Annotated in this window: 27 protein-coding genes and 1 pseudogene; 23 read left to right on the top strand and 5 right to left on the bottom strand. The window is 62.2% G+C overall.

Features of this window, described 5'->3' with window-relative positions:
* The first annotated feature begins 11 nt into the window (after positions 1–11).
* The 6 genes from ABLV49_RS15135 to ABLV49_RS15160 are packed head-to-tail and all read left to right on the top strand — an operon-like array spanning position 12 to position 4719.
* Positions 12–875: a fumarylacetoacetate hydrolase family protein gene (locus ABLV49_RS15135; protein ID WP_349277679.1), complete on the top strand. Its 864-nt coding sequence runs from the start codon at positions 12–14 to the stop codon at positions 873–875.
* On the top strand, positions 872–1852 hold the full coding sequence (locus ABLV49_RS15140) for a tripartite tricarboxylate transporter substrate binding protein (RefSeq protein ID WP_349277681.1): 981 nt from the start codon (positions 872–874) through the stop codon (positions 1850–1852). The genes ABLV49_RS15135 and ABLV49_RS15140 overlap by 4 nt, the downstream gene beginning before the upstream one ends.
* A 16-nt stretch (positions 1853–1868) precedes the next feature.
* On the top strand, positions 1869–2417 hold the full coding sequence (locus tag ABLV49_RS15145) for a VOC family protein (protein ID WP_349277683.1): 549 nt from the start codon (positions 1869–1871) through the stop codon (positions 2415–2417).
* Entirely contained in the window at positions 2417–3856 is a 1440-nt protein-coding gene (locus ABLV49_RS15150) for an aldehyde dehydrogenase family protein (protein WP_349277685.1), read from the top strand. The genes ABLV49_RS15145 and ABLV49_RS15150 overlap by 1 nt, the downstream gene beginning before the upstream one ends.
* A gap of 46 nt (positions 3857–3902) precedes the next feature.
* Positions 3903–4493: a malonic semialdehyde reductase gene (locus ABLV49_RS15155; protein ID WP_349277687.1), complete on the top strand. Its 591-nt coding sequence runs from the start codon at positions 3903–3905 to the stop codon at positions 4491–4493.
* A 10-nt stretch (positions 4494–4503) separates the two neighbouring features.
* A complete protein-coding gene (locus ABLV49_RS15160; protein ID WP_349277689.1) occupies positions 4504–4719 on the top strand; it encodes a tautomerase family protein in 216 nt (71 codons plus the stop codon).
* Between the two features lie 253 nt (positions 4720–4972).
* Here ABLV49_RS15160 and ABLV49_RS15165 read toward each other — a convergent pair.
* From ABLV49_RS15165 to ABLV49_RS15175, 3 genes and pseudogenes are all read right to left on the bottom strand, one after another.
* Positions 4973–5201: pseudogene (locus ABLV49_RS15165) on the bottom strand (VWA domain-containing protein); the annotation flags it as partial.
* Positions 5202–5383: 182 nt separating this feature from the next.
* Entirely contained in the window at positions 5384–5923 is a 540-nt protein-coding gene (msrA, locus tag ABLV49_RS15170; RefSeq protein WP_349277691.1) for a peptide-methionine (S)-S-oxide reductase MsrA, read from the bottom strand.
* Positions 5924–5952: 29 nt separating this feature from the next.
* Complete coding sequence (locus ABLV49_RS15175; protein ID WP_349277693.1) at positions 5953–6846, bottom strand: LysR substrate-binding domain-containing protein; 894 nt, start codon at positions 6844–6846, stop codon at positions 5953–5955.
* A gap of 140 nt (positions 6847–6986) precedes the next feature.
* Between ABLV49_RS15175 and ABLV49_RS15180 the strand changes: the two genes are divergently transcribed.
* The 9 genes from ABLV49_RS15180 (at position 6987) to ABLV49_RS15220 (ending at position 17773) form a co-directional block, all read left to right on the top strand.
* A complete protein-coding gene (locus ABLV49_RS15180; RefSeq protein WP_349277694.1) occupies positions 6987–8183 on the top strand; it encodes an acyl-CoA dehydrogenase in 1197 nt (398 codons plus the stop codon).
* A 61-nt stretch (positions 8184–8244) separates the two neighbouring features.
* Positions 8245–9024, top strand: a complete 780-nt coding sequence (locus ABLV49_RS15185) for a YdcF family protein (protein ID WP_349277696.1) — start codon at positions 8245–8247, stop codon at positions 9022–9024.
* A 79-nt stretch (positions 9025–9103) separates the two neighbouring features.
* On the top strand, positions 9104–10102 hold the full coding sequence (locus tag ABLV49_RS15190) for a LacI family DNA-binding transcriptional regulator (RefSeq protein WP_349277698.1): 999 nt from the start codon (positions 9104–9106) through the stop codon (positions 10100–10102).
* Between the two features lie 344 nt (positions 10103–10446).
* Entirely contained in the window at positions 10447–12777 is a 2331-nt protein-coding gene (locus ABLV49_RS15195; RefSeq protein ID WP_349277700.1) for a glycoside hydrolase family 3 protein, read from the top strand.
* A gap of 188 nt (positions 12778–12965) precedes the next feature.
* Entirely contained in the window at positions 12966–14300 is a 1335-nt protein-coding gene (gene gudD / locus ABLV49_RS15200; protein WP_349277702.1) for a glucarate dehydratase, read from the top strand.
* 89 nt (positions 14301–14389) lie between these two features.
* Positions 14390–15085, top strand: a complete 696-nt coding sequence (locus tag ABLV49_RS15205) for a TetR/AcrR family transcriptional regulator (RefSeq protein ID WP_349277704.1) — start codon at positions 14390–14392, stop codon at positions 15083–15085.
* A 143-nt stretch (positions 15086–15228) separates the two neighbouring features.
* On the top strand, positions 15229–15918 hold the full coding sequence (locus ABLV49_RS15210; protein WP_349277706.1) for a protein-L-isoaspartate O-methyltransferase family protein: 690 nt from the start codon (positions 15229–15231) through the stop codon (positions 15916–15918).
* A gap of 28 nt (positions 15919–15946) precedes the next feature.
* On the top strand, positions 15947–16312 hold the full coding sequence (locus tag ABLV49_RS15215; protein WP_349277707.1) for a rhodanese-like domain-containing protein: 366 nt from the start codon (positions 15947–15949) through the stop codon (positions 16310–16312).
* A gap of 108 nt (positions 16313–16420) precedes the next feature.
* Positions 16421–17773: a TolC family outer membrane protein gene (locus ABLV49_RS15220; RefSeq protein WP_349277709.1), complete on the top strand. Its 1353-nt coding sequence runs from the start codon at positions 16421–16423 to the stop codon at positions 17771–17773.
* A gap of 118 nt (positions 17774–17891) precedes the next feature.
* On the opposite strand, the gene ABLV49_RS15225 is transcribed toward ABLV49_RS15220, so the two are convergent.
* Positions 17892–18404, bottom strand: coding sequence for a TerB family tellurite resistance protein (locus ABLV49_RS15225; protein WP_349277711.1), 513 nt, complete (start codon positions 18402–18404; stop codon positions 17892–17894).
* A 386-nt stretch (positions 18405–18790) separates the two neighbouring features.
* Between ABLV49_RS15225 and ABLV49_RS15230 the strand changes: the two genes are divergently transcribed.
* Positions 18791–19054 (top strand): tripartite tricarboxylate transporter substrate-binding protein, encoded by a 264-nt coding sequence (locus tag ABLV49_RS15230; protein WP_415838020.1) that lies wholly within the window; start codon positions 18791–18793, stop codon positions 19052–19054.
* Here the strand turns inward: ABLV49_RS15230 and ABLV49_RS15235 are convergent.
* Positions 19029–20264: an RNA-guided endonuclease InsQ/TnpB family protein gene (locus ABLV49_RS15235; protein ID WP_349277713.1), complete on the bottom strand. Its 1236-nt coding sequence runs from the start codon at positions 20262–20264 to the stop codon at positions 19029–19031. The two genes, ABLV49_RS15230 and ABLV49_RS15235, sit on opposite strands and share 26 nt — an antisense overlap.
* 183 nt (positions 20265–20447) lie before the next feature.
* Here ABLV49_RS15235 and hppD point away from each other — a divergent pair, with 183 nt between their 5' ends.
* From hppD to ABLV49_RS15270, 7 genes are all read left to right on the top strand, one after another.
* On the top strand, positions 20448–21539 hold the full coding sequence (gene hppD / locus ABLV49_RS15240) for a 4-hydroxyphenylpyruvate dioxygenase (protein WP_349277715.1): 1092 nt from the start codon (positions 20448–20450) through the stop codon (positions 21537–21539).
* Between the two features lie 5 nt (positions 21540–21544).
* Positions 21545–22084: a VOC family protein gene (locus tag ABLV49_RS15245; RefSeq protein ID WP_349277717.1), complete on the top strand. Its 540-nt coding sequence runs from the start codon at positions 21545–21547 to the stop codon at positions 22082–22084.
* Positions 22081–23355, top strand: a complete 1275-nt coding sequence (fahA, locus tag ABLV49_RS15250; protein WP_349277719.1) for a fumarylacetoacetase — start codon at positions 22081–22083, stop codon at positions 23353–23355. The genes ABLV49_RS15245 and fahA overlap by 4 nt, the downstream gene beginning before the upstream one ends.
* A gap of 151 nt (positions 23356–23506) precedes the next feature.
* Positions 23507–24406, top strand: coding sequence for a phenylalanine 4-monooxygenase (phhA, locus tag ABLV49_RS15255; protein WP_349277721.1), 900 nt, complete (start codon positions 23507–23509; stop codon positions 24404–24406).
* A complete protein-coding gene (locus ABLV49_RS15260; RefSeq protein ID WP_349277723.1) occupies positions 24403–25107 on the top strand; it encodes an SDR family NAD(P)-dependent oxidoreductase in 705 nt (234 codons plus the stop codon). The genes phhA and ABLV49_RS15260 overlap by 4 nt, the downstream gene beginning before the upstream one ends.
* A gap of 93 nt (positions 25108–25200) precedes the next feature.
* Positions 25201–25347: a hypothetical protein gene (locus tag ABLV49_RS26070; protein WP_415838018.1), complete on the top strand. Its 147-nt coding sequence runs from the start codon at positions 25201–25203 to the stop codon at positions 25345–25347.
* 181 nt (positions 25348–25528) lie between these two features.
* On the top strand, positions 25529–26512 hold the full coding sequence (locus tag ABLV49_RS15270; RefSeq protein WP_349277725.1) for a nuclease-related domain-containing protein: 984 nt from the start codon (positions 25529–25531) through the stop codon (positions 26510–26512).

Genomic DNA, 26512 nt, shown 5'->3' on the forward strand with positions numbered 1-26512 from the left:
GAGACAAGACCATGAAATTACTTTCATTCAAATACCAAAACCGTGAATCGTGGGGTGCCGTCATCGGCAACTCAGTGGCGGACCTGGGCCGCGCTTATCCCCAGTACCCGACGCTGCAAGCCTACATTGCCGCCGGCCGTGTGCTCCAGGCTGCGGCGGATGCAGCGACCGTCAACGCCGATATTGCGCTGTCCGCCATCGAGTATCTGCCCGTCATCACGCAGCCCGAAAAAATCGTTTGCGCCATCCGTAATTACATGGATCACCACAAGGAAGTGGTGGCCGCCGGACTGGACCGTGAGCTGTCCGAGTACCCGCCTATCTTCCTGCGTGTGTGGCGTTCCCAGTGCGGCCATGAGCAGGCAATCCTGCGCCCTGACTGTTCCAACTCGCTGGACTGGGAAGGCGAGCTAGCCGTCATCATTGGCAAACCGGGGCGCAACATCCCGGCCGCGCGTGCCTATGAGCACGTCGCGGGTTACTCGGTCTATAACGATGCGAGCATCCGGGAGTGGCAGTTTCATGCCAAATCGATTTGCGCCGGCAAGAACTTCGAATCGACCGGCGCCTTCGGCCCCTGGATGGTGACTGCTGACGAGATTGACCCCAAGCGCGAGTTATGGCTCAAGACCTGGCTCAACGGCAAACAAATGCAGTCCACCACCACCGCCAACATGATCTTCAGCGTGGCCGAGCAGATTGAGTACGCTTCCACCATCTTTACCCTGATGCCCGGTGACGTGATCGTGACTGGCACGCCCGGCGGGGTCGGCTGGAGCGCCAAACCGCCTATTTTTATGGTGCCCGGCGATGTGGTTGAGGTAGAGATCGAAGCTATTGGCCGACTGCGTAATACCGTCAGGCAGGCCGCATGAAACGCATTTCCTTTTTGCTGCTTCTGGCCGCTTCGGTCAGCCTGAGCTGGCCTGGCCGGGCGACGGCTCAGGCAAGCACCTATCCCGAGCGGCCAGTGCGCGTGCTGCAGGGCTTTCCGGCGGGGGGCAATGCTGACATGGTCGCCCGCATCGTCGGCGTTGAACTGGCCAGAACCCTGGGTCAGCCATTCGTGGTGGACGCCAGGCCGGGTGCTGGCGGCACGATTGCGGCAGATGCCGTTGCCAAGGCAAAAGCCGACGGCCTGACTCTGCTGGTGGCGACGGGGGCCCATGCCATTGCCCCGGCGATGTACGGCAGCCTGCCCTACGCGACCGAGGCCGCTTTCCAGCCGGTGTCGGCGATTACGCGCTTCCCGTTTTTGCTGGTGGTCAATAGCGCCAGCAAGTACAACAGTTTGCAGGACTTGCTGAACGCCGCCAGGGCCAAGGCAGGGACAGTGAATTTCGGTTCTGCCGGACAAGGCACGGGGCAGCATATGGCTGGCGAGTTGCTGGCACGAAGTGCCGGCGTCAGCGTGACGCATGTGCCTTACCGCGGCGAGGCTCCCGCCATCACGGCTTTGCTGGGTAGTGAGCTTGACTTTGTCATGGTGGCGCCGACGGCGGTGTCTGCTCACATCAAGGTCGGCAAGCTTCGCGCCTTGGCCACCACGGGCAGTACCCGCTGGTCGGGAATGCCCAACCTGCCGACCGTCGCCGAGCAGGGTTTGCCGAACTTCGAGCTGCACTCCTGGACTGCGCTGCTGGCACCGGTCGGCACGCCCAAGGCCGTGATAGAGCGCTTGAATGCCGAGGTGCGTGCCGCGCTACGCAATGACAGCGTCAAAGCCCGGCTGGAAGAAACCACCGGCGGCGAGGCGCGAGCCAGCAGCCCCGACGAGTTGAAGCTCGTTATCAGCGCCGACATCAAGCGCTGGACCCAGTTGGTGGCCGACGCCAAAGTGCTCAAACAGTAATCTTTAAGGACTCCCCATGAAAGTGACCCGCCCAACCCCTGCCCACTTTGGCATGTTTGTGTTTGACCTCGACAAGATGGTCGAGTTTTATACCCAGGTCTTTCGTCTGACCATCACGGATGAAGGTCTGGGTCACAACTTTGGCAACAAACTGGTGTTTCTGAGCGCGACCGAAGATCAGCATCACCAACTGGTGCTGTCGGCCGGCCGTTCCGAAAAATCGCCCGTCAGCACCGTCATGCAGGCCTCGTTTTTGGTGCCTGACCTGGCCGAGTTGCGCTGGAACCGCGAAAAAGCCGAATCCCTGGGGGCTTACGAAGTGCGCCCCATGAACCACGGCAATGCCTGGTCGGTGTATTACTTCGACCCGGAAGGCAACCGGGTCGAGGTGTATCTGGATACGCCGTACTACGTGAACCAACCCTATGGCACGCCGCTCGACTTGAGCAAATCTGAAAAAGAATTGCTGGAGGAAACCTACGCCATGGTGAAGGACGACCCTAGCTTTCTGCCGCTGGCCGAATGGCAGGCCAAATTCCGCCAACGCGGCGCCGGGAGAGCCTGATGCAGCGCAACTGGATTGGCGGCGAGTGGCTGGCGGGTCCTGACAGCCTGGCCAACATCAACCCGTCCGACACCCGCGACGTGATTGGCGAGTACGCCCTGGCCGACGCGGCCCAAGCCACTTTGGCGGTATCGGCTGCGGCAGGCGCTTTTCCGGCCTGGTCACTAAGCCATCCGCAACAGCGTTTCGACGTGCTGGATGCAGCAGGCACCGAGATTCTGGCGCGCCGGGCCGAACTGGGCGACCTGCTGGCGCGCGAAGAAGGCAAGACTTTGCCCGAGGCGATTGGCGAGGTCGTGCGGGCCGGACAAATTTTCAAATTTTTTGCCGGCGAAGCCCTGCGCACGCCGGGGCAGGTGCTGCCTTCTGTTCGCCCCGGCATTGGGGTCGAGATCACGCGGGAAGCGCTGGGTGTGGTGTGTCTGATCACGCCATGGAATTTTCCCGTTGCCATACCGGCCTGGAAGATCGCTCCCGCGCTGGCCTACGGCAATTGTGTGGTGTTGAAACCCGCTGAACTGGTGCCCGGCTCGGCCTGGGCGCTGGCCGACATCCTCGCGCGCAGCGGCCTGCCTGCCGGGGTGTTCAACTTGGTGATGGGCCGGGGCCCGGAGATTGGCCCGGCGCTGCTGGACGATCCGCGTGTGGCTGCAGTTAGTTTTACCGGGTCCGTGGCAACCGGGCAGAAAATAATGCAGGCTTGCTTGTCGCGTGGTGCCAAGGTACAACTGGAGATGGGCGGCAAGAATCCGCTCATCGTGCTCGACGACGCAGACCTTGACGTGGCTGTGAACTGCGCGGTGCAAGGCGCTTTCTATTCCACTGGCCAGCGTTGCACGGCATCGAGCCGTTTCATCGTCACCTCCGGTATTCATGATCGTTTTGTTGCCGCTGTAGTGGCGCGTTTGAAGGCACTCAAGGTCGATGATGCGCGCAAAACCGGTACTGACATCGGTCCGGTGGTGGATGCGCGCCAGCTGGCCATCGATCTGGAATACATCCGGATGGCGCAAGACGAGGGCGCGACCCTGGCCTTTGGCGGCAGTTATGCCGAGAAAAATGTCGATGGGCAACCGGGCTTTTACCTGACGCCTGCCCTCTTGACCCAGACCACAAACACCATGCGCATCAATCGCGAGGAGGTGTTCGGCCCTGTGGCAAGCGTCGTGCAGGCACAGGACTATGACGAAGCCCTGATGCTGGCCAATGACACCCCTTTTGGCCTGTCGAGCGGCATCTGCACCACCAGCCTGAAGCTCGCCACACATTTCAAACGCCATGCCCAGGCGGGCATGGTGATGGTGAATGCACCCACCGCCGGGGCCGACTACCACGTGCCCTTTGGTGGCCGCAAGTCGTCGAGCTATGGGGCGCGGGAGCAGGGCAGCTACGCGGCCGAGTTTTACACCGTGGTCAAGACCGCCTACACCGCCGCCTGAGTGCGGTTCTTTTATCCACACACCTCAAGACAACAGCCGAGCTTATATGTCCACGCTACCCCCTTGCGCCCTGGAGCAAGCCTTTCTGGCTGCCCGAACCTTCCCCAAATTCACCGACCGAGCGGTGTCAGACGAAATCCTGGCGCAGCTCTACGAGCTTGCCAAATGGGGGCCGACGTCCATGAACTGCCAGCCAGCGCGTTTTGTGTTTGTGCGCAGCGTCGAGGCCAAGGCGAAGCTCAAACCATGCCTTGCCGCCGGCAATGCGGACAAAACCATGGCTGCGCCGGTCACGGTCATCGTGGCCCAGGACAGCCGGTTCTTCGAGCACTTGCCAACACAATTGCCGGCCAATCCGAATGCGCAAGCAATGTTTGCCGACAATGCCGCATTGGCCGATGCCACGGCATTTCGCAACAGCAGTCTGCAAGGTGCCTATCTGATAGTGGCCGCCCGCATGCTCGGTCTGGACTGCGGCCCGATGAGTGGTTTCAACGCGGCGGCGCTGGACGCGGCCTTTTTTGCTGAAGGCCGCTACAAGGCCAATTTCCTCATCAACCTGGGTTATGGTGACGTCAGCGGCCTGCGTCCGCGCGGCCCTCGCCTGCCACTGGATCTGGCCTGCACCACGCTATAAGGAAACTGACATGCCATTTATTGAAGTCAAAATCGTCGAAGGCGTCTTGTCCGATGATAAAAAACACGAACTGATTGCCGCCCTGACCAACGCCGTCGTAAGCGTGGGTGGGGAGGGCTTTCGTCCCATGACCCGCTGCATCATCCAGGAGATCAAGAGCGGCTACTGGGGGGTGGCAGGCAAACCCTTGACCACCGAGAACGCAAGACCGCCTGTTTCAACTTAGGGGCGGGTCAAAAAGCGCATATGCGGCAGCAAAGAGCGCCACTGACCGACCGGCTGATTGCCCGGTGATGTCTTCAAAATTTATACACTTGGCGGTGGTGGATTCGGAAAAGCCTGAGTTTTTGTCAGAATTCAAGCCAAAAGTGCCTATTGCGCAGGTGTGGCGGGCATAAGTAGCTATGAATTCAGGAGTATTTGAAGGCGCTGGGCAGGCATTTCCAGCGCCTTTTTTGTCTGCGCCGTCTGCCGTCTGTTCAAAGAATCCGGTTAAACCAGGCCAGCGACAATCCGGCTGACAGCAGCGCGAATGCGGCGGCAAGCAAAGCCAGCAGACCCGAAATTTCGGTTTCCTTTTTTGACAACTGTCAGGCGTGAACTCAGGGATTCGTACACTTTTTTCAGATCAGCCGCCGTGCCGGCGTAAAAGTATTCGGCCTGGGTTTGTCTGGCGATGCCTTTGAGGGTTTCTTCATCCAGCTTGACTCAATATGAAAGGTCAGGTTTGTGTCTCTTGACCATGGTTTTACCTTCTTGAGCCGAAGTCGGGCAGGATTGGTTTTACCGTAGCCAGCGGCGAGCAGGCCAAATGCCAGTTACTTCAATTTTAATAGCAGCTTGTGCATATGCAGCTTGCGCCAAAGGCCAATTTGGCTTAAAAATACTGCTCAATCCTTCACCCGCGACGCAAACGTCTTGCGGAATTTCTCGACCTTCGGCCCGACCACGAAAGCGCAATAACCCTGGTTCGGGTTGTTTTCAAAATAGTCCTGGTGGTAGTCCTCGGCCGGCCAGTAGTTGGCCAGCGGCAGCACTTCGGTCACGATGGGCTTGCCAAAGGTCTTGTCCTGGCTGGCTTCGCGGATGAAGTCGTCGACCACCTCTTTTTGCTCGGGCGCCCCGTAATAAATACCGCTGCGGTACTGCGTGCCGGCGTCGTTGCCCTGGCGGTTCAGGCTGGTCGGGTCATGGATCACGAAAAAGATTTCGAGGATCTCGCGCAGAGTGATCTCGGCCGGGTCGTAGGTCAGCCTGACGACCTCGTTGCAGCCGGTGCGGCCGGTGCAGACCTCTTCATAACTGGGCCGGGCCGCCTGGCCGTTGCTGTAGCCCGATTCCACGTCGGTGACGCCGCGCACCTTGACGTAAACCGCCTCCGTGCACCAGAAGCAGCCCCCGCCCAGGGTGATGGTTTGCAATTCGTTCATTTGATGGGTTCCTTTGCTGAAGGACCACTTTAGCCGCTTCGCCGTGCGTTTGCAGCCCGCACGGCATCGACGAAGGCCGCCAGCGCCGGGTTGTCGCGCGCGGTTTTCCACAGGCAATGCGTGTCGTAGGGCGTGGTCGCCATGTCCAGCGGCACAAACGCCGCGCCCGCCATCGCCGAGCGGCCGAGCGCCGCCGGCACCAAAGCCACGCCCATGCCTTGCGATACCAGCGACACCACGCTCAGCCAGTGCCTCAATTCATAGCGGATTTCGGGGTAAAAGCCGGCTTCGATGCAGATGCTCAGGATGCGCTCATGGTAGTCAGGCGACACCGCGCGCGACACCACGGCAAACGGCTCGCCCTGCAAGTCGCCCAGCGACAGCGATGCTTGCTGCGCCAGCGCATGGCCGGCGGGCAGGCAGCCGACGAACGCCTGGCTGGAAACGAGAATCTGCGACAGCTCGGGCGGCACGCGCGTGGTGTGGACGAAGCCGATGTCGAGCCGGTCCTGCGCCAGCTCGATCAGCTGCTCGCTCGAACTGAGCTCCTTCAGCATCAGCCGCAGCAAGGGATGCCGGGCCTGGAAACGCTCCAGGATGTCGGGCAGGCCGCTGTAAAGCATGGTGCCGGCAAAGCCGATGCTCAGGCTGCCGGCCATGCCCTGCCCCACATCGCGCGCATGGCGGGCCGCCTCTGCCGCCTGGTCGAGCAGCGCCCGCGCGGCGGGCACAAACGCCAGACCTGCGGCGGTCAGCGCCACGGATTTGCTGCTGCGCGTGAACAGGCGCGCACCAACCGACGCCTCCAGCTGCTGGATGTTGAGCGACAGCGGCGGCTGCGACATCGACAGCCGGCGCGCGGCCCGACCAAAGTGCAGCTCTTCAGCCAGAACCAGAAAGTAGCGCAGGTGTCGGAATTCCATGGATACAAATAATATATCGTTGCATCAAAAATTGGTATTGGACAAGTATTGATGCCGGACCAACAATACAGGCGCGAGACAGGCTGGGAATCATTCCCTACACTTTGTCATCCCACCCAAACACCCCAAGGAGACGCGCCATGAAAACCAAATTCAACTGGGAAGACCCGTTTTTTCTGTCCGAGCAGCTCAGCGATGACGAGCGCGCGGTCCAGGAGGCGGCGTATTCGTTTTGCCAGGAAAAGCTCCAGCCCAGAGTGCTGATGGCCGCGCGGCATGAAAAATTCGACCGCGAGATCATGAACGAGGCCGGCGCGATGGGCTTTCTGGGCTCGACCATCGAAGGCTATGGCTGCGCCGGCCTCAACTACGTGAGCTACGGGCTGGTGGCACGCGAGGTCGAGCGCGTGGACAGCGGCTACCGCAGCGCCATCAGCGTGCAGTCCTCGCTGGTCATGCACCCGATCCATGCCTACGGCAATGAAGCGCAGCGGCAAAAATACCTTCCAAAATTAGCCACCGGCGAATGGGTCGGCTGCTTCGGCCTGACCGAACCGAACCACGGCTCCGACCCGGCCAGCATGCTGACGCGCGCCAAGCCGGTCGATGGCGGCTTCATCCTCAAGGGCGCGAAGATGTGGATCACCAACAGCCCGATTGCCGACGTGTTCGTGGTCTGGGCCAAGCTCGAAGACGCTGACGGCAAGGTCGGCGGCCAGGAAGCGATTCGCGGCTTCGTGCTCGAAAAAGGCATGAAGGGCCTGAGCGCGCCGAAGATCGAAGGCAAGATGAGCCTGCGCGCCAGCATCACCGGCGAGATCGTGATGGACGATGTGTTTGTCCCAAGCGAAAACCTGCTGCCCAACGTGAGCGGCCTCAAGGGTCCGTTCGGCTGCCTGAACAAGGCGCGCTACGGCATTGCCTGGGGCGCGCTCGGCGCGGCCGAAGACTGCTGGTTCCGTGCCCGCCAGTACACCATGGACCGCGTCCAGTTTGGCCGTCCGCTGGCGCAAACCCAGCTGATTCAAAAGAAGCTGGCCGACATGCAGACCGAAATCACGCTCGGCCTGCAAGCCTGCCTGCGCGTCGGCCGGCTGATGGACGAGGACCGTGCCGTGCCCGAAATGATCTCGCTGATCAAGCGCAACTCCTGCGGCAAGTCGCTCGACATTGCCCGCATGGCGCGCGACATGCACGGCGGCAACGGCATCCATGACGAATACCACGTCATCCGCCACATGATCAATCTGGAGACCGTCAACACCTATGAAGGCACGCACGACGTGCATGCCTTGATTCTGGGCCGCGCGCAGACCGGCTTGCAGGCATTTTATTGATCATTTATGCCTTTTGCGCACGTGCAGCATGCATAAGCAGCTATTGTTTTTATAGCTGCTGATGGAACTGGGTTTCCTCAAGCCGCTGCTGACCAGCCTGGCGATGCCGCCCGCGGTGCCGCTGTTGCTGGCGCTGCTGGGCGTGCTGCTGGCCTGGCGCAAACGGCGCGGCGGGCTGCTGCTGGCCACGCTGTCGCTGGTGGTGCTGTGGCTGCTCGGCTGTCACGGCACGGCGGTGTGGCTGGCGCGCCATGCCCTGCCGCAGGTCGCACCGGCCTCCAGCGCGCAGCTGAAGGCCGGGCAGGTGCAGGCCATCGTCATTCTGGGCGGGGGCTCGCTGCCGGGGGCGCCTGAATACGGCGGCGCGCCCCAGCCTACGTCTGACACGGCAAGCCGGCTGCGCTACGGCGTCTGGCTGGCGCGCCAGACCGGCCTGCCGGTGGCGTTTACCGGCGGCACCGGCTGGGCGGCCGACGGCATGCAGCCGGTATCGGAAGCCGAAGTGGCCGCGCAGGTAGCCTTGCAGGACTACGGCTTCACCCTGCGCTGGAGCGAATCGGCATCGCGCGACACGTCGGGCAATGCGCGCCTGCTGGCGCCCCTGCTCCGGCGTGACGGCGTGCAGCGTATCGCCCTGGTCACCCATTCCTGGCACATGCCGCGCGCGCTGGCCGCTTTCGAGCGCGCCGGCCTGAGCGTGACGCCCGCGCCCATGGGCTTTACCGAGCCCATCGAGAACCATCTGCTGCAATGGCTGCCGTCCGCGCAAGGCCTGCTGGCTTCGCGCCTGGTGCTGCGCGAATGCCTGGGGCTGGCGGTGGGCCGCCTCCTGCCGCTGTAGCGGAGCTGGCCCGGGGCTGCCGGTATCATTCCTGCTGGCCGTTTCCGTGCCTGCGTCAGCCTTACCAGACCTCTCTTTCATGAAAAAACCCCAGGGTTTCACCGTTCACGATATTGCCCGGCTGGCCGGCGTGTCGGCCATGACCGTCTCGCGCACCCTGAACCATCCCGAAAAAGTCTCCCCCGCCGTGCTGGCCAGGGTGCGCGAAGTCGTTGCCCGCACCGGCTTCGTGCCCAACGGCATGGCGCGCGGCCTGCGCTCCTCGAAGGCCAGGCTGGTGGCGGCCGTGCTGCCCACGCTGGTCGGGCCGGTGTTCCAGGAAACCATTCGCGCGCTGAACGAGGCACTGGACGAGCAGGGCTACCAGTTGATGATCGGCCAGAGCGGCTACGACGCATCGCGCGAAGACGCGCTGCTCGACGCCATCATTCGCCGCCGGCCCGATGGCATCGTGCTGACCGGCATCATGCATTCGCCCGAAGGCCGGCGCCAGCTCCTGGCGTCCGGCATTCCGGTCGTCGAAACCTGGGACTTGACGCCCACGCCGATTGACATGCTGGTCGGCTTTTCGCATGAGCGGATTGGCCAGTCGGTGTGCCATTTCCTGTACAGCCGGGGCTACCGGCATCCGGCGCTGATCAGCGCCGATGACGAGCGCGCACGCCGCCGCATTGAAGGCTTCCAGGGCATGAGCCGCACGCTGGGCCTGGACGCGGCGCCCACGCACCTTGTGCCAGCGCCGACCACCCTCGGCTCGGGCCGCGCCGGGCTGGCCGCCGTTCTGGGCGCGCATCCGCAAACCGACGCGGTGTTCTGCAGCTCCGACATGCTGGCCCTGGGCGTGCTGATCGAGGCGCAGGCGCGGGGCCTGGCCGTCCCTAGGCAACTGGGGGTGGTGGGCCTGGGCGACCTGGATCTGGCCGCCAGCCTGCAACCCGCGCTGACCACCGTGCGCATCGACGGCACACGCATTGGCCGCACCGCCGCGCAGTACATCGTCGAGCGGGCAGAAGGCCGAAGCGTGAGCGAGCCGATTGTCGATATCGGCTTCGAGATCATCGAGCGCGCCAGCGCCTGAGCGGTATTGGGCTCAAGCGCTTGAGCCGGGTCTGAAGCGGATCACCGAACCCCGCATCCGCCATAAATGTTATCGATATTTATTTTCGTCATCGTGAATGGAACACCCGGCAATCAGCATGCCACTGCATGCCTGACTAAAAATTTCTGAAATTTCTTAGATTTTTCTGCAATTTCAGCAGTTTAAATCACTAAAGTTCCGGGTTTACCCCAATTTCTCCTGTTTTCCAAAATGCTATTCTTTGCGCAAATGTTACCGATAACATTAATCCTGAACGCTACCATGCGATTCAGGATGCGCCCGGGAAGATCGCTTTTTTTAAACACCATCCACAGGAGACACACATGAAAAGTACCTTGCAGCAACAATTCCATGCCAGGCCGACCGCGCTTGCGGCCAGCGCGCTCATCGGTGCCCTGATGCTCACGGCATGCGGCGGTGGCGACGGGGATGGCATTGCACTGGATACCGGCATCGACAACACCCTGGCGCAACCGGCGATCAGCGCGCAGGTCAAGAGCATTCTGACGGTCGAGGGCAAGCAGTTCAAGGACTCGAACGGCAACGGCCAGCTGGACAAGTACGAAGACTGGCGCCGCTCCATCGACCAGCGCGTCGATGACCTGGTGGGCAAGATGACGCTTGAGGAAAAAGTCGGCCTGATGTTGATCGACACCCTGAACTCGGATGCGGGCGGCTCGGTTTCCCAAACGGCGTTCGACTACATCAATGTTCAGAAAATGAGCCGGTTTGTGTTTCGCAACGTGGTGACGGCCACCCCGACAGCGGGGCAGGTCACCCCCGAGCAGGCGGCGAAGTTCACGAACGCAGTCCAGGCCATGACCGAGTCCACGCGCCTGGGCATTCCGGCAGTGTTCAAGTCCAACGCGCGCAACCATTATGAAAAAGACCCGCGCTTCGGCATCAGCGAGGCCGCCGGCGCCTTCACCGAGTTCCCGAAGGAAGCCGGCCTGGCCTCGGCTTCGCTGGGCGCGGGCGACATGTCGCTGGTCAGGAACTTTGCCACGGTCATGGGCGACGAGTGGAAGTCGATTGGCCTGCGCGGCATGTACGGCTACATGGCCGACCTCTCGACCGAGCCGCGCTGGTACCGGGTACACGAAACCTTCACCGAAGATGCCGACCTGAACGCCAGCATCATGAAGACGCTGGTGCAAACCCTGCAGGGCAGCACCGTCAAGGATGGCACCTCGGTGAATCCGAAGTCGGCGGTCGCGCTGACCATGAAGCACTTTCCCGGTGGCGGCCCGCAGGAAGGCGGCTTCGATCCGCACTACGCCCATGGCAAGAACCAGGCCTATCCGGGCGGCAATTTTGCTTACCACCTGAAGCCGTTCATGGCCGCCCTGGACGCCGGCGTGTCGTCGATCATGCCGTACTACGGCGTGCCGATCAACGTGACCTATGAAGGCGTCACCTACGACCAGGTCGGCATGGCGTTCTCCAAGCAAATCGTCACCGACCTGCTGCGCGGCAAGCTCGGCTTCAAGGGCTACGTGAACTCCGACACCGGCATCATCAACGACCGCGCCTGGGGCCTGGAAAAGAAGACCGTTGCGGAACGCGTCGCCGCAGCCCTCAATGGCGGAACCGAAACCCTGTCTGGCTTCCACACCAACCAGACCATCATGGATCTGGTGAAGGCCGGCCTGGTCACTGAAGCCCGGGTCACTGAAGCCGCGAAACGACTGCTGAAGGAGCAATTCCAGCTCGGCCTGTTCGAAAACCCCTACGTCGATGCCAGCAAGGCTGCCGCCAGCATCGGCAACGACGCAAACCGCGCCGTGGGCATGGACATTCAGCGCAAGTCCATCGCCCTGCTGCAAAACCAGGATCAGGCGGCCGGTGGCAAGACCCTGCCGCTGAAGGCAGGCGCCAAGGTTTACACCATGGGCCTGGCCAAGGCCGATGTGCAAAAGTACGGCTACACCGTGACCGACGGCGAGTCGAACAAGAATGCGGATGGAAGCACCGTGACGGACGTCAACGGAGATGCCGTCGGACGCCCGAGCGCCGCCGGCAGCGACTATGCGGTGATCCGGGTTGAAGTGTCCAACAACAAGCTGGTGCCGGGCACCACGACCAAGTACACCAGCACCTACAAGAGCGATGATCCTGCGACCGGCGGCCGCATCAACCCGGCCACCGGCAAGTCGTGGGGGTCCGAAGACCGCTGCGTCGCCAAGGCGGACTACTCGGTCGAGGATGCCACCAAGGCCTGCCTCGATAACGGGCTGGGGTTCGGCGGCTCCTTCCCGTGGGAAAACGGCATGCTGTCGTTCACCGAGATGGCCGCTGCGCAGTCATGGCAGGTTTCGCCATCGCTGGCCGACATCAAGAAGGTCATGCAGGAAGTAGGCGACCCGAAAAAGGTCGTTCTCAGCATCTACTTCCGCCAGCCCTATGTTCTTGACGATGCCAGCGGCCTGAAGACTGCGGGCGCCATCGTGGCCGGCTTCGGCGTGAGCAACACCGCGCTGCTCGACGTGCTGAGCGGCAAGGTTCTGGCAACGGGCGCGGCGTTCAAGCCGCAAGGCAAGCTGCCGTTTGCCCTGGCCAACAACTCCAAGGCCATTGTTGACAACCAGCCTGACGTTCCGGGCTATCCCGAGAAGGACACGCTGTACAAGTTCGGCTTCGGGCTGACTTATTAGGATGCGGTCAGCAATAACTTCCCTGCGTCATACCCGCGAAGGCGGGTATCCAGACTCGTTTGAGGGTTTCAGCCCGTGTTGCTGGATTCCCGCCTGCGCGGGAATGACGGACGGGAAGCTATTGTTTGCCAGATCCTTAGCCGCTTTTCCTGTCGGCCCCCTTTTTCCAACTTTGCAAGCACCCACCCATGCCAACTCACTCCACACCGCTGATCACCGGCCTGCAAGTGATCCCCGTCGCCGGCCGCGACTCGATGCTGCTCAACCTGAGCGGCGCGCACGGCCCGTTTTTCACGCGCAACCTCCTGATCCTCACCGACAACGCCGGCCGCACCGGCGTGGGCGAGGTTCCAGGGGGCGAGAAGATCCGCCAGACGCTCGAAGATGCCCGAGCGCTGGTCGTCGGCCAGCCGATTGGCGACCACCAGCGCGTGCTGCAGCAGATGCACAAGCAGTTTGCCGACCGCGACAGCGGCGGGCGCGGACTGCAGACGTTTGATTTGCGCACCACCATCCATGCCGTGACCGCCGTCGAGTCGGCGCTGCTCGACCTGCTGGGCCAGCACCTGGGCGTGCCGGTGGCCGCCTTGCTCGGAGAAGGCCAGCAGCGCGAGGCGGTCGAGATGCTGGGCTACCTGTTCTTTGTCGGCGACCGCACCCAAACCGGCCTGGCCTATAACAGCGAGCCCGGTGCCGACAACGCCTGGTCGCGCGTTCGCCACGAAACCGCGCTGACGCCCGAGGCCGTGGTGCGCCAGGCCGAAGCTGCGCACGAGCGCTACGGCTTCAACGACTTCAAGCTCAAGGGCGGCGTGCTGCGCGGCGAGGAAGAAATCGACGCCGTGACCGCCTTGCACGAGCGCTTCCCGCAGGCGCGCGTCACGCTTGACCCGAACGGCGGCTGGCTGCTCAAGGACGCGATTCGCCTGATGCGGGACATGAAAAACGTGGTCGCCTACGCCGAAGACCCGTGCGGCGCCGAGGACGGCTTCTCGGGCCGCGAGGTGATGGCCGAGTTCCGCCGCGCCACCGGCCTGCCGACGGCCACCAACATGATCGCCACCGACTGGCGCCAGCTGACGCACGCGCTGGCGCTGCAATCGGTCGATATTCCGCTGGCCGACCCGCATTTCTGGACCATGGCCGGCTCGGTGCGCGTGGCGCAGACCTGCCGCGACTGGGGGCTGACCTGGGGATCGCATTCGAACAACCACTTCGATGTGTCGCTGGCCATGTTCACCCATGTCGCCGCTGCCGCGCCGGGGCGCGTCACGGCCATCGACACGCACTGGATCTGGCAGGACGGCCAGCGCCTGACCAAGGAGCCGCTGCAGATCGTCGGCGGACTGGTGGCGGTACCCAAAAAGCCCGGCCTTGGCGTCGAGCTGGACATGGCCGAGGTCGAGAAAGCCCATCAGCTCTACAAACAGCACGGCCTGGGTTCGCGCGACGATGCCATTGCCATGCAGTGCCTGATTCCGAACTGGACCTTCAACCCGAAACGTCCGGCATTTGACAGGTAGAACAGGCAGGAGCACGCCTGGCAGCCAGGCACCCGCAGTTGACGGGGTAAAGGCAAAAAGCTATATTACTAACCAGCCAGTCAGTAATTATGCCAAACACCCCCTCCTCCAACGACAACACTCCAGCCACCGCCACCAGGCGCGAGCGGCGCAAGGAAGCCCGTCCCGGTGAATTGATCGACGCGGCGCTCGATCTTTTTGTTGAAAAAGGTTTTGCCGCCACCCGCGTCGAAGAAGTCGCGGCGCGCGCCGGCGTGTCCAAGGGCACGCTGTTTTTGTACTTTCCGAGCAAGGACGAGCTGTTCAAGGCCGTGGTGCGCGAAAACATCTCGGGCCGGTTTGTCGAATGGAACAGCGAGTTCGAGGGTTTCGAGGGCAGCACCGGCGACATGCTGGGCTACTGCATGAATTCGTGGTGGGAGCGGGTCGGAGCGACAAAAGCCTCGGGGCTGACCAAGCTGATGATGAGCGAAGCCAGCAATTTTCCGGAAATCGCCGCGTTTTACCAGCAGGAAGTCATCCAGCCCGGCCATACGCTGATTCGCCGCATTTTGCAGCGCGGCATGGATCGCGGTGAATTCCGCAGCCTGGACCTGGACTATGCGGTGTACAGCGTGGTGGCACCGATGATGTTCATGATCCTGTCCCGGCATTCAATGGGCGTTTGCGTGCCCAGCAATGTCGAGCTGGACCCGCAAAGATACATTGCCGCGCAGCTGGGCGTCATCCTGAACGGCTTCAGCCTTCGGCCAGACGATGCCCGGCCAGATGCAAGGAAGGCCTGAGTTCAGTGACGGGGCGCCAAGCCGCCGCGCCGGCAAGAACCGCTGATCCGAGTCAGGTTGCCAGCCGGCACGCCGTCTAAAATCAGCCCCCGCGCTCAATGCATTCCCCCTTCACCCACATCGCCCACAACCACAGGTTTTCCATGAACTACGAACAAGCCCGATTCAACATGATTGAGCAGCAAATCCGCCCCTGGGAAGTGCTGGACAACCAGGTCCTTTCCCTGCTCGCGGTGATGCGGCGCGAAGACTTCGTGCCGCCAGCGTGCAAGGCGCTGGCCTTCACCGACATGGAAATCCCGCTGCCGCCGCACAACAACCCCGGCCAGTGCATGCTCGCGCCCCGCGTCGAAGCCCGCATCCTGCAAGACCTGGCCGTGCAAAAGCATGAAAAAGTGCTGGAAATCGGCACCGGCTCCGGTTTCATGGCCGCCCTGCTTGCGCACCGCGCCCAGCAGGTCATCACCCTCGAAATCGAGCCTGAACTGGCCGAAACCGCGCGCCGCAACCTGCAAAAAGCCGGCATCTACAACGCCGAAGTGCGCCAGGCCGACGGCGCGGCCAACCTGGCCGAAGCCGTGTCCGGCAACGGCCCGCTGCGCGGCCCTTTCGACGTGATCGTGCTCAGCGGATCGGTCGCCGAAGTGCCCGCCGCGCTGCTCGACCAGCTCAAGGTCGGCGGCCGGCTCAGCGCCATCGTCGGCGACGAACCCATGATGCGCGCCACGCTGATCACCCGCGTCGGTAAGGACTCGTTTCGCACCACTCAAGCCTGGGACACGGTGGCGCCCCGGCTGCTCAATTTCCCCGCGCCGTCGAAATTCACTTTCTGAATCCCTGAACCATACCAAGGCCCGCCTGATGATTCCCCAACTCAATCCTTCCGCCTTTGCCGCCTGGCGCGACCAGGCCAAAGAAGGGCTTGCGCCCACCGCCCTTCCGGTCGTGCTTGATGTGCGCGAGCCGTGGGAAGTGCAAACCGCCTCGGTCAAGGAAGACGGCTTCCGGCTGCTGGCCCTTCCGATGCGCGAGATTCCGGCCCGCGTGGCGGAGCTTCGGGACACGCTCGGCGCCGACCACCCGATCGCCTGCCTGTGCCACCACGGCATGCGCAGCCTGCAGGTGGCCAACTACCTGGCGCAAAGCGGTTTTGGCGAAGTCGTCAACCTGCAGGGCGGCATTGATGCCTGGTCGCAGCGGGTTGATCCGTCGGTGGCGCGCTATTGAACTGCCGGTTTTTTCGATTCGAAGCGGTCAAGCCGGCCGGACTGCTCCTTGTATCCACCGGCTGATCCGTTCATTTTTTGATTCATCCAACTCCTGCAAGACTTCCCAATGACCCTGCCTAGAAAACCGTCGGTGCCCCGCCTGCCGATGTTGCCCCTGTCGGCCGCCTTCGCGCTAGCCGCGCTGGCGCCCCTGGCGCAAGCCCAGAGTCTGGTGGAGTTGTATGAATCGGCGCGGGCTTTTGATGCGACCTACCAGTCGGCCAAGCTGCAATACGACGCCAACCTGGCCCGCGCCGACCAGGCCAGGGCCGGCATTTTGCCCACCGCCGGGCTGTCGGCGGGGGCCTCGCGCGTTGGCGTTGACACCACCACCACGCCCGCCGTCAACACCAGCTTCAACACCCAGAATGCCACGCTCAGCGCCAGCCAGCCTTTGTACCGGCCCGGCAACTGGGCCACCTACGAGCAGGGCTTCAAGCAGGTGGACCTGGCCCGGGCCCAGCTCGAATCGGCATCGCAAGACCTGATCGTGCGCACCAGCCAGGCTTACTTCGACGTGCTGGCCGCGCAGGACACGCTGGCTTTTGTGCGGGCGCAAAAAGAAGCGGTGAACGAGCAACTGGCGTTTGCCAAGCGCAATTTCGAGGTCGGCACGTCCACCATCACCGACACCCGCGAAGCCCAGGCGCGCTTTGACCTGGTGACAGCCCAGGAAATCGCCGCCGAGAACGACTTGCGCGTCAAGAAAATTGCCCTTGACCAGCTGGTCGGCGTCACCGAATCCCAGCCCCGGCCCCTGCTGGCCCCGGCCAGCCTGCCACCCGTGGTGCCGGCCGATGTAACGACCTGGGTGCGGCAGTCCGAACTGGTGAACCCCGCCATTCGCCAGGCGCAGAGCAACGCCGAGATTGCCGACCTGGAAATCAGGAAAGCCGAAGCCGGCCACAAGCCGACGCTGGACGTGACCGCCAGCTACAACGTCACCAAAAACCCGTCCAACACGGCGCAAGTCGGCATTTCCTCCCGCGCCAACACCAGCAACATCGGCCTGCTGCTCAATGTGCCGCTGTTCGCCGGCTTCTCGACGCAAAACCGCATCCGGGAAACGCTGTCGCTGCGCGACAAGGCGCTGAGCGACCTCGAAGGCACGCGGCGCAGCGTGGCGCAAAACGTGCGCACCGCCTACTTCGGCGTGCAGTCGGGCCAGGGACAGGTCAAGGCGCTGGAAGCGGCCGAGCTGTCAAGCCAGAGCGCGCTCGACGCCAACAAGCTGGGCTACCAGGTCGGCGTGCGCATCAACATCGACGTGCTGAACGCCCAAAGCCAGCTGTTCCAGACCAAGCGCGACCTGGCGCAGGCGCGCTACAACGTGCTGCTGGGCGGGCTGCGGTTAAGGCAGGCCAGCGGCACGTTGACTGCGGAGGATTTGCAACAGGTGAATGGATTGCTGGCGAGATAGCGACAAATAATCGCTTCCGGCTTTCCAAACAGGCAAAAGCCGGGTGTTTGGTCCCGCCTCCTTGTACACGAACAGCCCCGAGTGCCGGGGATCATGTACGGCCTGTTGAAGCGCTTGATCAGGTCGGCATCGAGATTTTGACCTGGTAGGCCGGGTCGTTTTTCGGGTGGCTCTGGTTGGTGAAAACGGAGCGGTCGTTTTTCAGCACGATCACTTCAAAGAAGGGACGGAACCGCTCTTCAGCAACGCCAAAGGCTTGCAGGAATTTACCAAACAGCTGTTGTTCCTCGGGCTCAGGGGTGCCATCGGCCAGCGAGGAGTCGATCAGGTTCACCAACATGCACATCTTCTGGGCATCGCTCAGGAGCGGCGCGGCTTCCTTGAGGAAGGTGTCGATGGAGTTTTTGCGGCGGTATTTGACCGCGTTGTCCAGCAGCGCCTGGTTTTGCGCGCCCACTCCGACGGTGCCGTTGCCCTGGTCCTGACCGCCGAGCACGGACAGCAGGTGGCCGATTTCCTCGTTGTCGATTTCGCCGTCGGCGGACATCATGTACATCAAGCTGGTGGCGAACGCCAGGTGAGGCGTCATTTTGTCGCCCGAATCGCCTTTGAACATATCAAACAAACCCATCTCGTCTCCTTAAGGAAATTACACAAAAACAGTGGTGTTCAGCAGCGGTGAAACTGTCTGATTTTCATTCTAGCTTTGTGAATTTAAGCTCGACCTTGTCCTTGTGATGTCCATGGATAAAACAGCGCGGGCAGGCCGTCGGCTTCTTGGTGAACTGCAGCCCTGCCTTACGGGTGCCTGGCCTGAGATTTCCTCCCAGCCTCGGCCAAGTGCCCGGCCAGCAGTTTTGCGGCGGCAGACAACGAGCGCTCGTCCTGAAAACAAATGGCGAAGCAGCGGGGCGAGCACACCGAGGAAGTCCTTGGTGCATTGCAGCAACACGCGCCGGCCCTGTAAGCCCCATTGCAAGACCGTTATTCAAAGCCTATAAACCGGAGACAACGACCATGAACGCTTCCCCTGCTTTTTCCATCACCCGCCGCGCCGCCCTCGTCCCCGCCGTGCCCGGCGGACAAGGCGTCGTGATTGACAGCCTGCCCGGCGCGGGCGGCATCACCGGGTCGCCGGCCCTGGCCAAGGCGGCGCCTGACGGCCTGACGATTGGCGTGGAGGCCAACACCCACGCCATCAACCCCAGCGTCTTTGACATCCTTCCCTCCCTAAAGGAAGGGGATTCCTACGGTGCTACACATGAGTTCCCTCACGCATAGTCACTTCGGTGGGTTCCTGCTTCGCCGAGGCTGGTTTCGTCGTGGTCTTGCGACCCCGGCCAGAGCCGTCCTCTCCACAGGCTGCAACGCGGTATCCCCGCGCCAATATGTTCATTGCACCGACGACATCGGCGTGGTTCTCGTAGCCGCAATCGACGCACTCGAACCTGGCTTGCGTTTGGCGGTTTTCCTTTGCCACATGCCCGCAGCATGGGCAGGTCTGGCTGGTGTACTGGGGCGGCACGGCAATGAGAATGCCACCGTTCCAAGCGAGCTTGTATTGCAGCTGTCGCCGGAATTCAAACCAGCCTTGATCGAGGATGGACTTGTTCAGCCCCGACTTGGCGGCGACGTTTTTGCCCGGTTTTCCCGCATTGCCCGCTGCCGATTTGCTCATGTTGCGCACAGCCAAGTCTTCAATAGCGACCATCGCGTGGTTTTGGCTGATGGCGCTTGTCGTCTTGTGCAGGAAGTCCTTGCGGGCGTTGGCTATTTGGGTGTGGACTTTTTGAACCTTTCGCCTGGCTTTGTGCCAGTTTTTGCTGAACCTGGTTTTGCGGCTCATGCGCCGCTGGTATCTCGCCAGGCGTTGTTCGTGACGCTTGAAGCTGCACAGCGGGGCAACAAAGCTGCCGTCGCTCATCGTGGCAAAGCGGGCTATTCCAACATCAATGCCGATGGCCGTTGTCGCTGTGGGTGTCGGTGTTTCCACTTCGCGCTCGGTCTGGATGCTGGCAAACCACTTGCCGCCCGACTGGCTGATGGTGATGTTTTTGGCGGTTCCCAGAATGTCGCGGCTGTTGCGATAGCGCATCCAGCCCAGCTTGGGCAAAAAAATTCGGCTGTTCGGCTGGTCAAGTTTGAAGCCTTGCGGAAAACGAAAACTCTCGCGCGGGCCTTTTTTCTTGAACTTCGGAAAGTCGGTGCGTCTTTCAAAGAAGTTTTTCCAGGCTCGCTCCAGGTCTTTCAAAACTTGCTGCAAGGCTTGCGATGGAGCTTGCCTGAGCCACTCAAACTCTTGCTTCCAGTCTGGGAGCTTATTGGCCAATGCCACGTAGTTCATGAACTTTGCGCCCGCCGCGTGATTGGCTTTTTGCAATTCCAGCGCTGTGTTGAAGACGAAGCGGCATGCTCCGGCAAAGCGGCGCATGTTGCGCTGCTGCTCACCGTTGGGCATGAGTTCGTATTGAAAGGCCTGGAGGCGCTGCATGCTGGCATTTTATGCAGCAATTTTGCTGATCGACGGCAGTGGAGGACGCCTGCGGCGTCCGCGCGCTGCATCCCCGCGCTAAAGGACGGGGTTTTCCGCGCAAGATGGATAAAAAGATTCCCTGCGACACGCTGGGCGGAATTTCGCTCGATTAACCCTTCTTTTGAAAAAGGAAAATTTGAAATGGCAGATTTGTTTGACAACCCGATGGGCCTGATGGGCTTTGAATTCGTCGAGTTCGCCTCGCCGATGCAGGGCGTGCTGGAGCCGGTGTTCGAACGCATGGGCTTCACCCTGGTGGCCCGGCACCGCTCGAAGGACGTGGTGCTGTACCGCCAGGGCGAGATCAACTTCATCGTCAACCGCGAACCCAAAAGCGTCGCCGGCTACTTTGCCGCCGAGCACGGCCCGAGCGCCTGCGGCATGGCGTTTCGCGTCAAGGATGCGCACCTTGCCTACAACCGCGCGCTCGAACTCGGCGCGCAGCCGATTGACATTCCGACCGGGCCGATGGAGTTGCGCCTGCCCGCCATCAAGGGCATAGGCGGCGCGCCGCTGTACCTGATCGACCGCTTTGAAGACGGCAAGTCGATCTACGACATCGACTTTGTGTTCCTGGAGGGCGTGGACCGGCATCCGCCCGGTCATGGCCTCAAGCTCATCGACCACCTGACGCACAACGTGTACCGGGGCCGCATGGCGTTCTGGGGCGGCTTTTACGAAAAGCTGTTCAACTTCCGTGAGATTCGCTACTTCGACATCCAGGGCGAATACACCGGCCTGACCTCGCGCGCCATGACCGCGCCCGACGGCAAGATCCGCATTCCGCTGAACGAGGAATCCAGGCAGGGCGGCGGCCAGATCGAGGAATTCCTGCTGAAGTTCAACGGCGAAGGCATCCAGCACATCGCGCTGATCTGCGACGACCTGCCCGCCACCGTGGACAAGCTCGCCCTGGCCGGCGTGCCACTGATGACGGCACCCAGCGACAGCTACTACGAGATGATCGACGGCCGCCTGCCGGGCCACGGCCAGCAGGTAGCCGAATTGCAGACGCGCGGCATCCTGCTCGACGGCAGCACTGAAGGCACTACTCAAGGGGAAAGGCCGCGCCTGCTGCTGCAGATCTTCTCGCAGCCGCAACTCGGGCCGGTGTTCTTCGAGTTCATCCAGCGCAAGGGCGACGAGGGCTTTGGCGAGGGCAATTTCAAGGCGCTGTTCGAGTCGCTGGAGCGCGACCAGATCGAGCGCGGCGCACTCACCGTGGAGGCATGACAGCCATGAAAATCGACCGCATTCACCACGTCGCCTACCGCTGCAAGGACGCCAAGGAGACGGTGCTCTGGTACCAGAAGATGCTCAACATGGACTTCGTGCTGGCGATTGCCGAAGACCGGGTGCCATCCACCAAGGCGCCTGATCCGTACATGCACATCTTCATGGACGCCGGCCAGGGCAACGTGCTGGCATTCTTTGAACTGCCGACGCAGCCGCCCATGGGCCGCGACCCGAACACGCCCGACTGGGTTCAGCACATCGCCTTTCGGGTGAAAGACCGGGCCGAGCTGCTGGAGTTCAAGGCGCACCTGGAGGCCAACGGCGTCAATGTGCTGGGCGTGACCGACCACGGCGCCTTCCATTCGATCTATTTCTTTGACCCGAACGGCCACCGCCTGGAGCTGGCCTGCCCCGATCCCGAGGAAGAAGCCATGATCAAGCGGCTCGATGCCGTGAAGTGGGACATGCTCGAAGACTGGTCCAAGACCAAACGCGCGCCCGCCCATGCGGCCTTTTTGCACCAGCGGGAATTCAAGTCATGAGCCCCGCCATTGACGGCACCCACGACGCGGCGCTGCAAAGCTGGGTCGAATCGGCCAACGACCCGGCAAGCGACTTTCCGATCCAGAACCTGCCGTTTGGCCGTTTTCGCGGTGAAGATGACGCCGACTGGCATATCGGCGTGGCCATTGGCGACCAGGTGCTGGACCTGCATGCGGCCCGGCTGATCGCTAGCCGCGACATGAACCGGCTCATCCGCCTGCCGCCCGAGACCCGGCACATCTTGCGCCAGACCATCTCGCAAGGCCTGCGCGCAGGCAGCGCCCAGCAAAAAACCTTCAAGGCCGCGCTGCGCGCCCAGTCCAAAGTCAAGCTGGGCCTGCCCTGCCAGATCGGCGACTACACCGATTTCTACACCAGCGTTCACCACGCCACCACCATCGGCAAGCAGCTGCGGCCCGACAACCCGCTGCTGCCCAACTACAAATGGCTGCCCATCGGCTACCACGGACGCGCTTCGAGCATCGTGCCCAGCGGCCAGGGCTTTCACCGGCCCAAGGGGCAGACGAAAGCGCCCGACCAGGACGCGCCGGCCTTTGGCCCCTGCCGCCGGCTGGATTACGAACTGGAGCTGGGCGTGCTGATTGCGCGCCCCAACGTCCTGGGCGAGCCCATCGCCATGGCGGATGCGGAGTCGCATGTCTTCGGCGTGGGCCTGTTCAACGACTGGAGCGCGCGCGACATCCAGGCCTGGGAATACCAGCCGCTGGGGCCGTTCCTGTCCAAAAACTTCGCCAGCACGCTCTCGCCCTGGGTGGTGACGCTCGATGCGCTGGCGCCGTTTCGCGCGCCGTTCACCCGGCCAGAAGGCGACCAAGAACCGCTTGAATACCTTGATTCGCCCGTCAACAGGGCGCAAGGCGCTATCAATATTGAACTGGAAGTGTGGCTGCAGACCGCCCGGATGCGGCAAGCCGGCCATGCGGGCGAGCGCATTTCGCAGTCCAACTACCGCGACGCCTACTGGACCATGGCGCAACTGGTGGCGCACCACACCGTCAACGGCTGCAACCTGCGCGCCGGCGACCTGTTCGGTTCGGGCACGCTTTCCGGCCCCAGGCCGGAGCAAGGCGGCTCGCTGATGGAACTGAGCGCGGGCGGCAAGAAGCCCCTGGCCTTGTCCAATGGCGAAACCCGCAGCTGGCTCGAAGACGGCGACAGCGTCATCCTGCGCGGCTACTGCGAGCAGGACGGCTTTCGGCGCATCGGCTTTGGCGAATGCCGGGGATTGGTACTCGCCGCCACGGTTTAAGGATGCGGTCAGCAATAACTTCCCTGCGTCATACCCGCGAAGGCGGGTATCCAGACTCGTTTGAGCGTTTCAGCCCGTGTTGCTGGATTCCCGCCTACGCGGGAATGACGAACGGGAAGTGATTACTTTTCACGTCTTAAGGAGAACCACCATGCCAGCATCCTTGAAGGAAACCACCAAGCACGGGCTTGCAGCGGGCGACGCCCAACGCCCGGAACGAACCGACTGGACCATTGACCAGGGCTGGGATCGCTACACCGCCCAGGAACACGGCGTCTGGAAGACACTGTTCGAGCGCCAGAGCCGGCTGCTGCTGGGGCGCGCCTGCGACGAGTTCGTCAGCGGCATGGCCGATCTGCCGATTGGCGCCGACCAGATTCCCGACTTTCGCCACCTCTCGGACATCCTGATGCAGCGCACCGGCTGGCAGGTGGTCGCCGTGCCCGGGCTGGTGCCCGACGAGGTGTTTTTCGAGCACCTGGCGAACCGCCGCTTTCCGGCCGGCCAGTTCATCCGCAAGCCGCATCAGCTCGACTACCTCGAAGAGCCCGATGTGTTCCACGACGTGTTCGGCCATGTGCCGATGCTGATGAACCCGGCGATTGCCGACTACATCCAGGCCTACGGCGTAGGCGGATTACGGGCGCAACAGCTCGGCGTGCTGGACAAGCTGGCGCGCGTGTACTGGTACACCGTCGAGTTCGGCCTGGTCAAGCAAAAGGACGGACTGCGCATCTATGGCGCGGGCATCGCCTCGTCGGCTTCGGAAAGCGTCTTTGCGCTCGACGATGCGTCGCCCAACCGCATTCGCTTTGACCTGGAGCGGGTGATGCGCACGAATTACCGCATCGACGATTTCCAGGAAACCTACTTCGTGATCGACAGCCTGGACGAACTGCTGGCCCTGGCCCGCATCGACTTCGCGCCCTTGTACGAGCGCGTGCAGGGCCAGCCGGACCACGAGCCGGGCACGGTGCTGGCGTCCGACCAGGTGATCAGCCAGGGAACGGGTCGCTACCACGCCAACAAACGCCAGGGAGTGACGCAATGAGCTTCGAGAACCAAACGGTGATGGTGACCGGCGCCGCCGGCAACCTCGGACAAGCGGTGGCCGCCGCCTTTGCCGGCCAGGGCGCGCGGCTGGTGCTGATCGGCCGGCAGCTTGAATCCTTGCAGGCCGCCTTTGGCGACGCGGGCGACAACCGGCTGTTTCTGGCCACCGACCTGCTCGACGGCCCGCAGGTCGCGGCCGCGCTGGCGGCGGCGGTGGCGCGCTTCGGGCGTGTCGATGTGCTGTGCAACCTGGCCGGCGGCTTTCGCATGGGCGAGGCGGTGCATGAAACCGCCGACAGCAGCTGGGACTTTCTGATGGACATCAACGCCCGCACCGTCCTGAACACGGCGCGCGCCGTGGTGCCGCACATGCTGGAACACGGCGGCGGAAAAATCGTCAATGTCGGCGCCTATGCGGCGCAAAAGGGCGCGGCACGCATGGCCGCCTACTGCGCGTCCAAGAGCAGCGTCATTCGCCTGACCGAGGCCATGGCGGCCGAGCTGCGGGCCAAGAACATCAATGTCAACTGCGTGCTGCCGACCATCATCGACACCCCCGAAAACCGCGCGGCCATGCCGCAAGCCGACCCGCTGCACTGGGTCGCTCCGAAGGATCTGGCCAGCGTGATTGTTTTCCTGGCATCAAATGCGGCCCGCGCGGTGCATGGCGCGGCGCTGCCGGTGACCGGCTTGATCTGAGTGCCCTGCGGCGCCATGCGCGCCATTTCCACGCCCCCCCGACCCGTCCCGCAGTGCCGCATCAGTGGTGGCTGACGCCTGAAGAGACGCGGCATGGACGACCAGATTCGCCACCTCCTCCACGCTGGCCGCGCGCTGGATGATCGAACTGGGGCGATGCTTCATCACAAAGGCGGCCGTCGCTTCCATGGACAGGCCCGATGCCTGGACTTTCTGGCAGAGAAAGTGCGGCTGGATTGAGGCGGGAATCCCGCCTTCCTGGCGGCAAGCAAACTGGCTCAGGAGCAATCCAGGAAAAATCACGAAACGCGTTAAATTCAACCGGGACTGGCCCGTAATTTGGCACAGGCACGGGTATAACCTGTTGCCGGTTCGGATACCGGGCTCTACGGCGTGACAAGAATAAATACAGAGGAATTTGATGCTGCTGAAATCTGCAGATGACAAATCGAAACGGCTGGCTTTGTTGGAGAACCTGCAACGCTCGCAAGTCCTGGATTCATTCCAAAAAAATTGGTTGCGCGACGAACTGATGCGCCTGAAGAAAGGCATTCAGGGCGAGCGTGAATCGGCGTATTACCTCGACAGCTACTTCAAGGATGAAGAGAACCGCGTTGTCTTGCACGACCTGCGTTTTGTCGCAGAGGGCGAGGTGACGCAGATTGATCACCTGATCATTAATCGCGCCGGAAGCATGTACCTGCTTGAGACCAAAAATTATGCGTGCAACCTGGTCATCAACGCACATGGCGAGTTCACCGCCGAGTATGACAACGCGAGGTTCGGTATTCCCTCACCGATTGAGCAAAGCCTGCGCCACGAGCGGGTGCTGTGCAAATTGCTGGAGCAGCTGGACATTGTGGGCCGCACCCAGAAGCAGCTCGATTTTCACCATGTGGTCATGCTGCATCCCAAGGCGACCATTGAACGTCCACCTGCAAAAAGCTTCGACACCAGCAACGTCATCAAGGCAGACCAGTTTCCGAGCTGGCACAAGAGTTTTGCAGACAAGATAGGCATGGGCACGCTGTTTAAAATTGCGCTGAACATGCGCAGCCTGGACACCGTCAAGGAATGGGGTGAAAAGCTAATGCGGCAGCATCGCCCTGCGGATTTGCTGGCATTGCCGGATTTCATGCGCCCCCGGGAAGCTGTTAAGGCGGTAGCGCCGGCGCCCCTATTTTCTGCGCCACCTTCAATGGCGAGAGTGACGCCAACCGTACAGGTTCAAGCCCGGGTTCAACCCTCAAGTCCCCCCACGCGCCCGCCGGAGGAAGCTGCGAAGAAATTAATCTGCGCGCACTGTGCAGCCAAGATCAGTTTTGCCGAAGGCAAGTTTTGCTGGAACAATGCCAAGCGGTTTGGCGGACTGGCGTATTGCCGGGAACATCAGGCACTGGCTTGA

Source organism: Polaromonas hydrogenivorans, from assembly GCF_040105105.1.
GTDB lineage: Bacteria > Pseudomonadota > Gammaproteobacteria > Burkholderiales > Burkholderiaceae_C > Polaromonas > Polaromonas hydrogenivorans.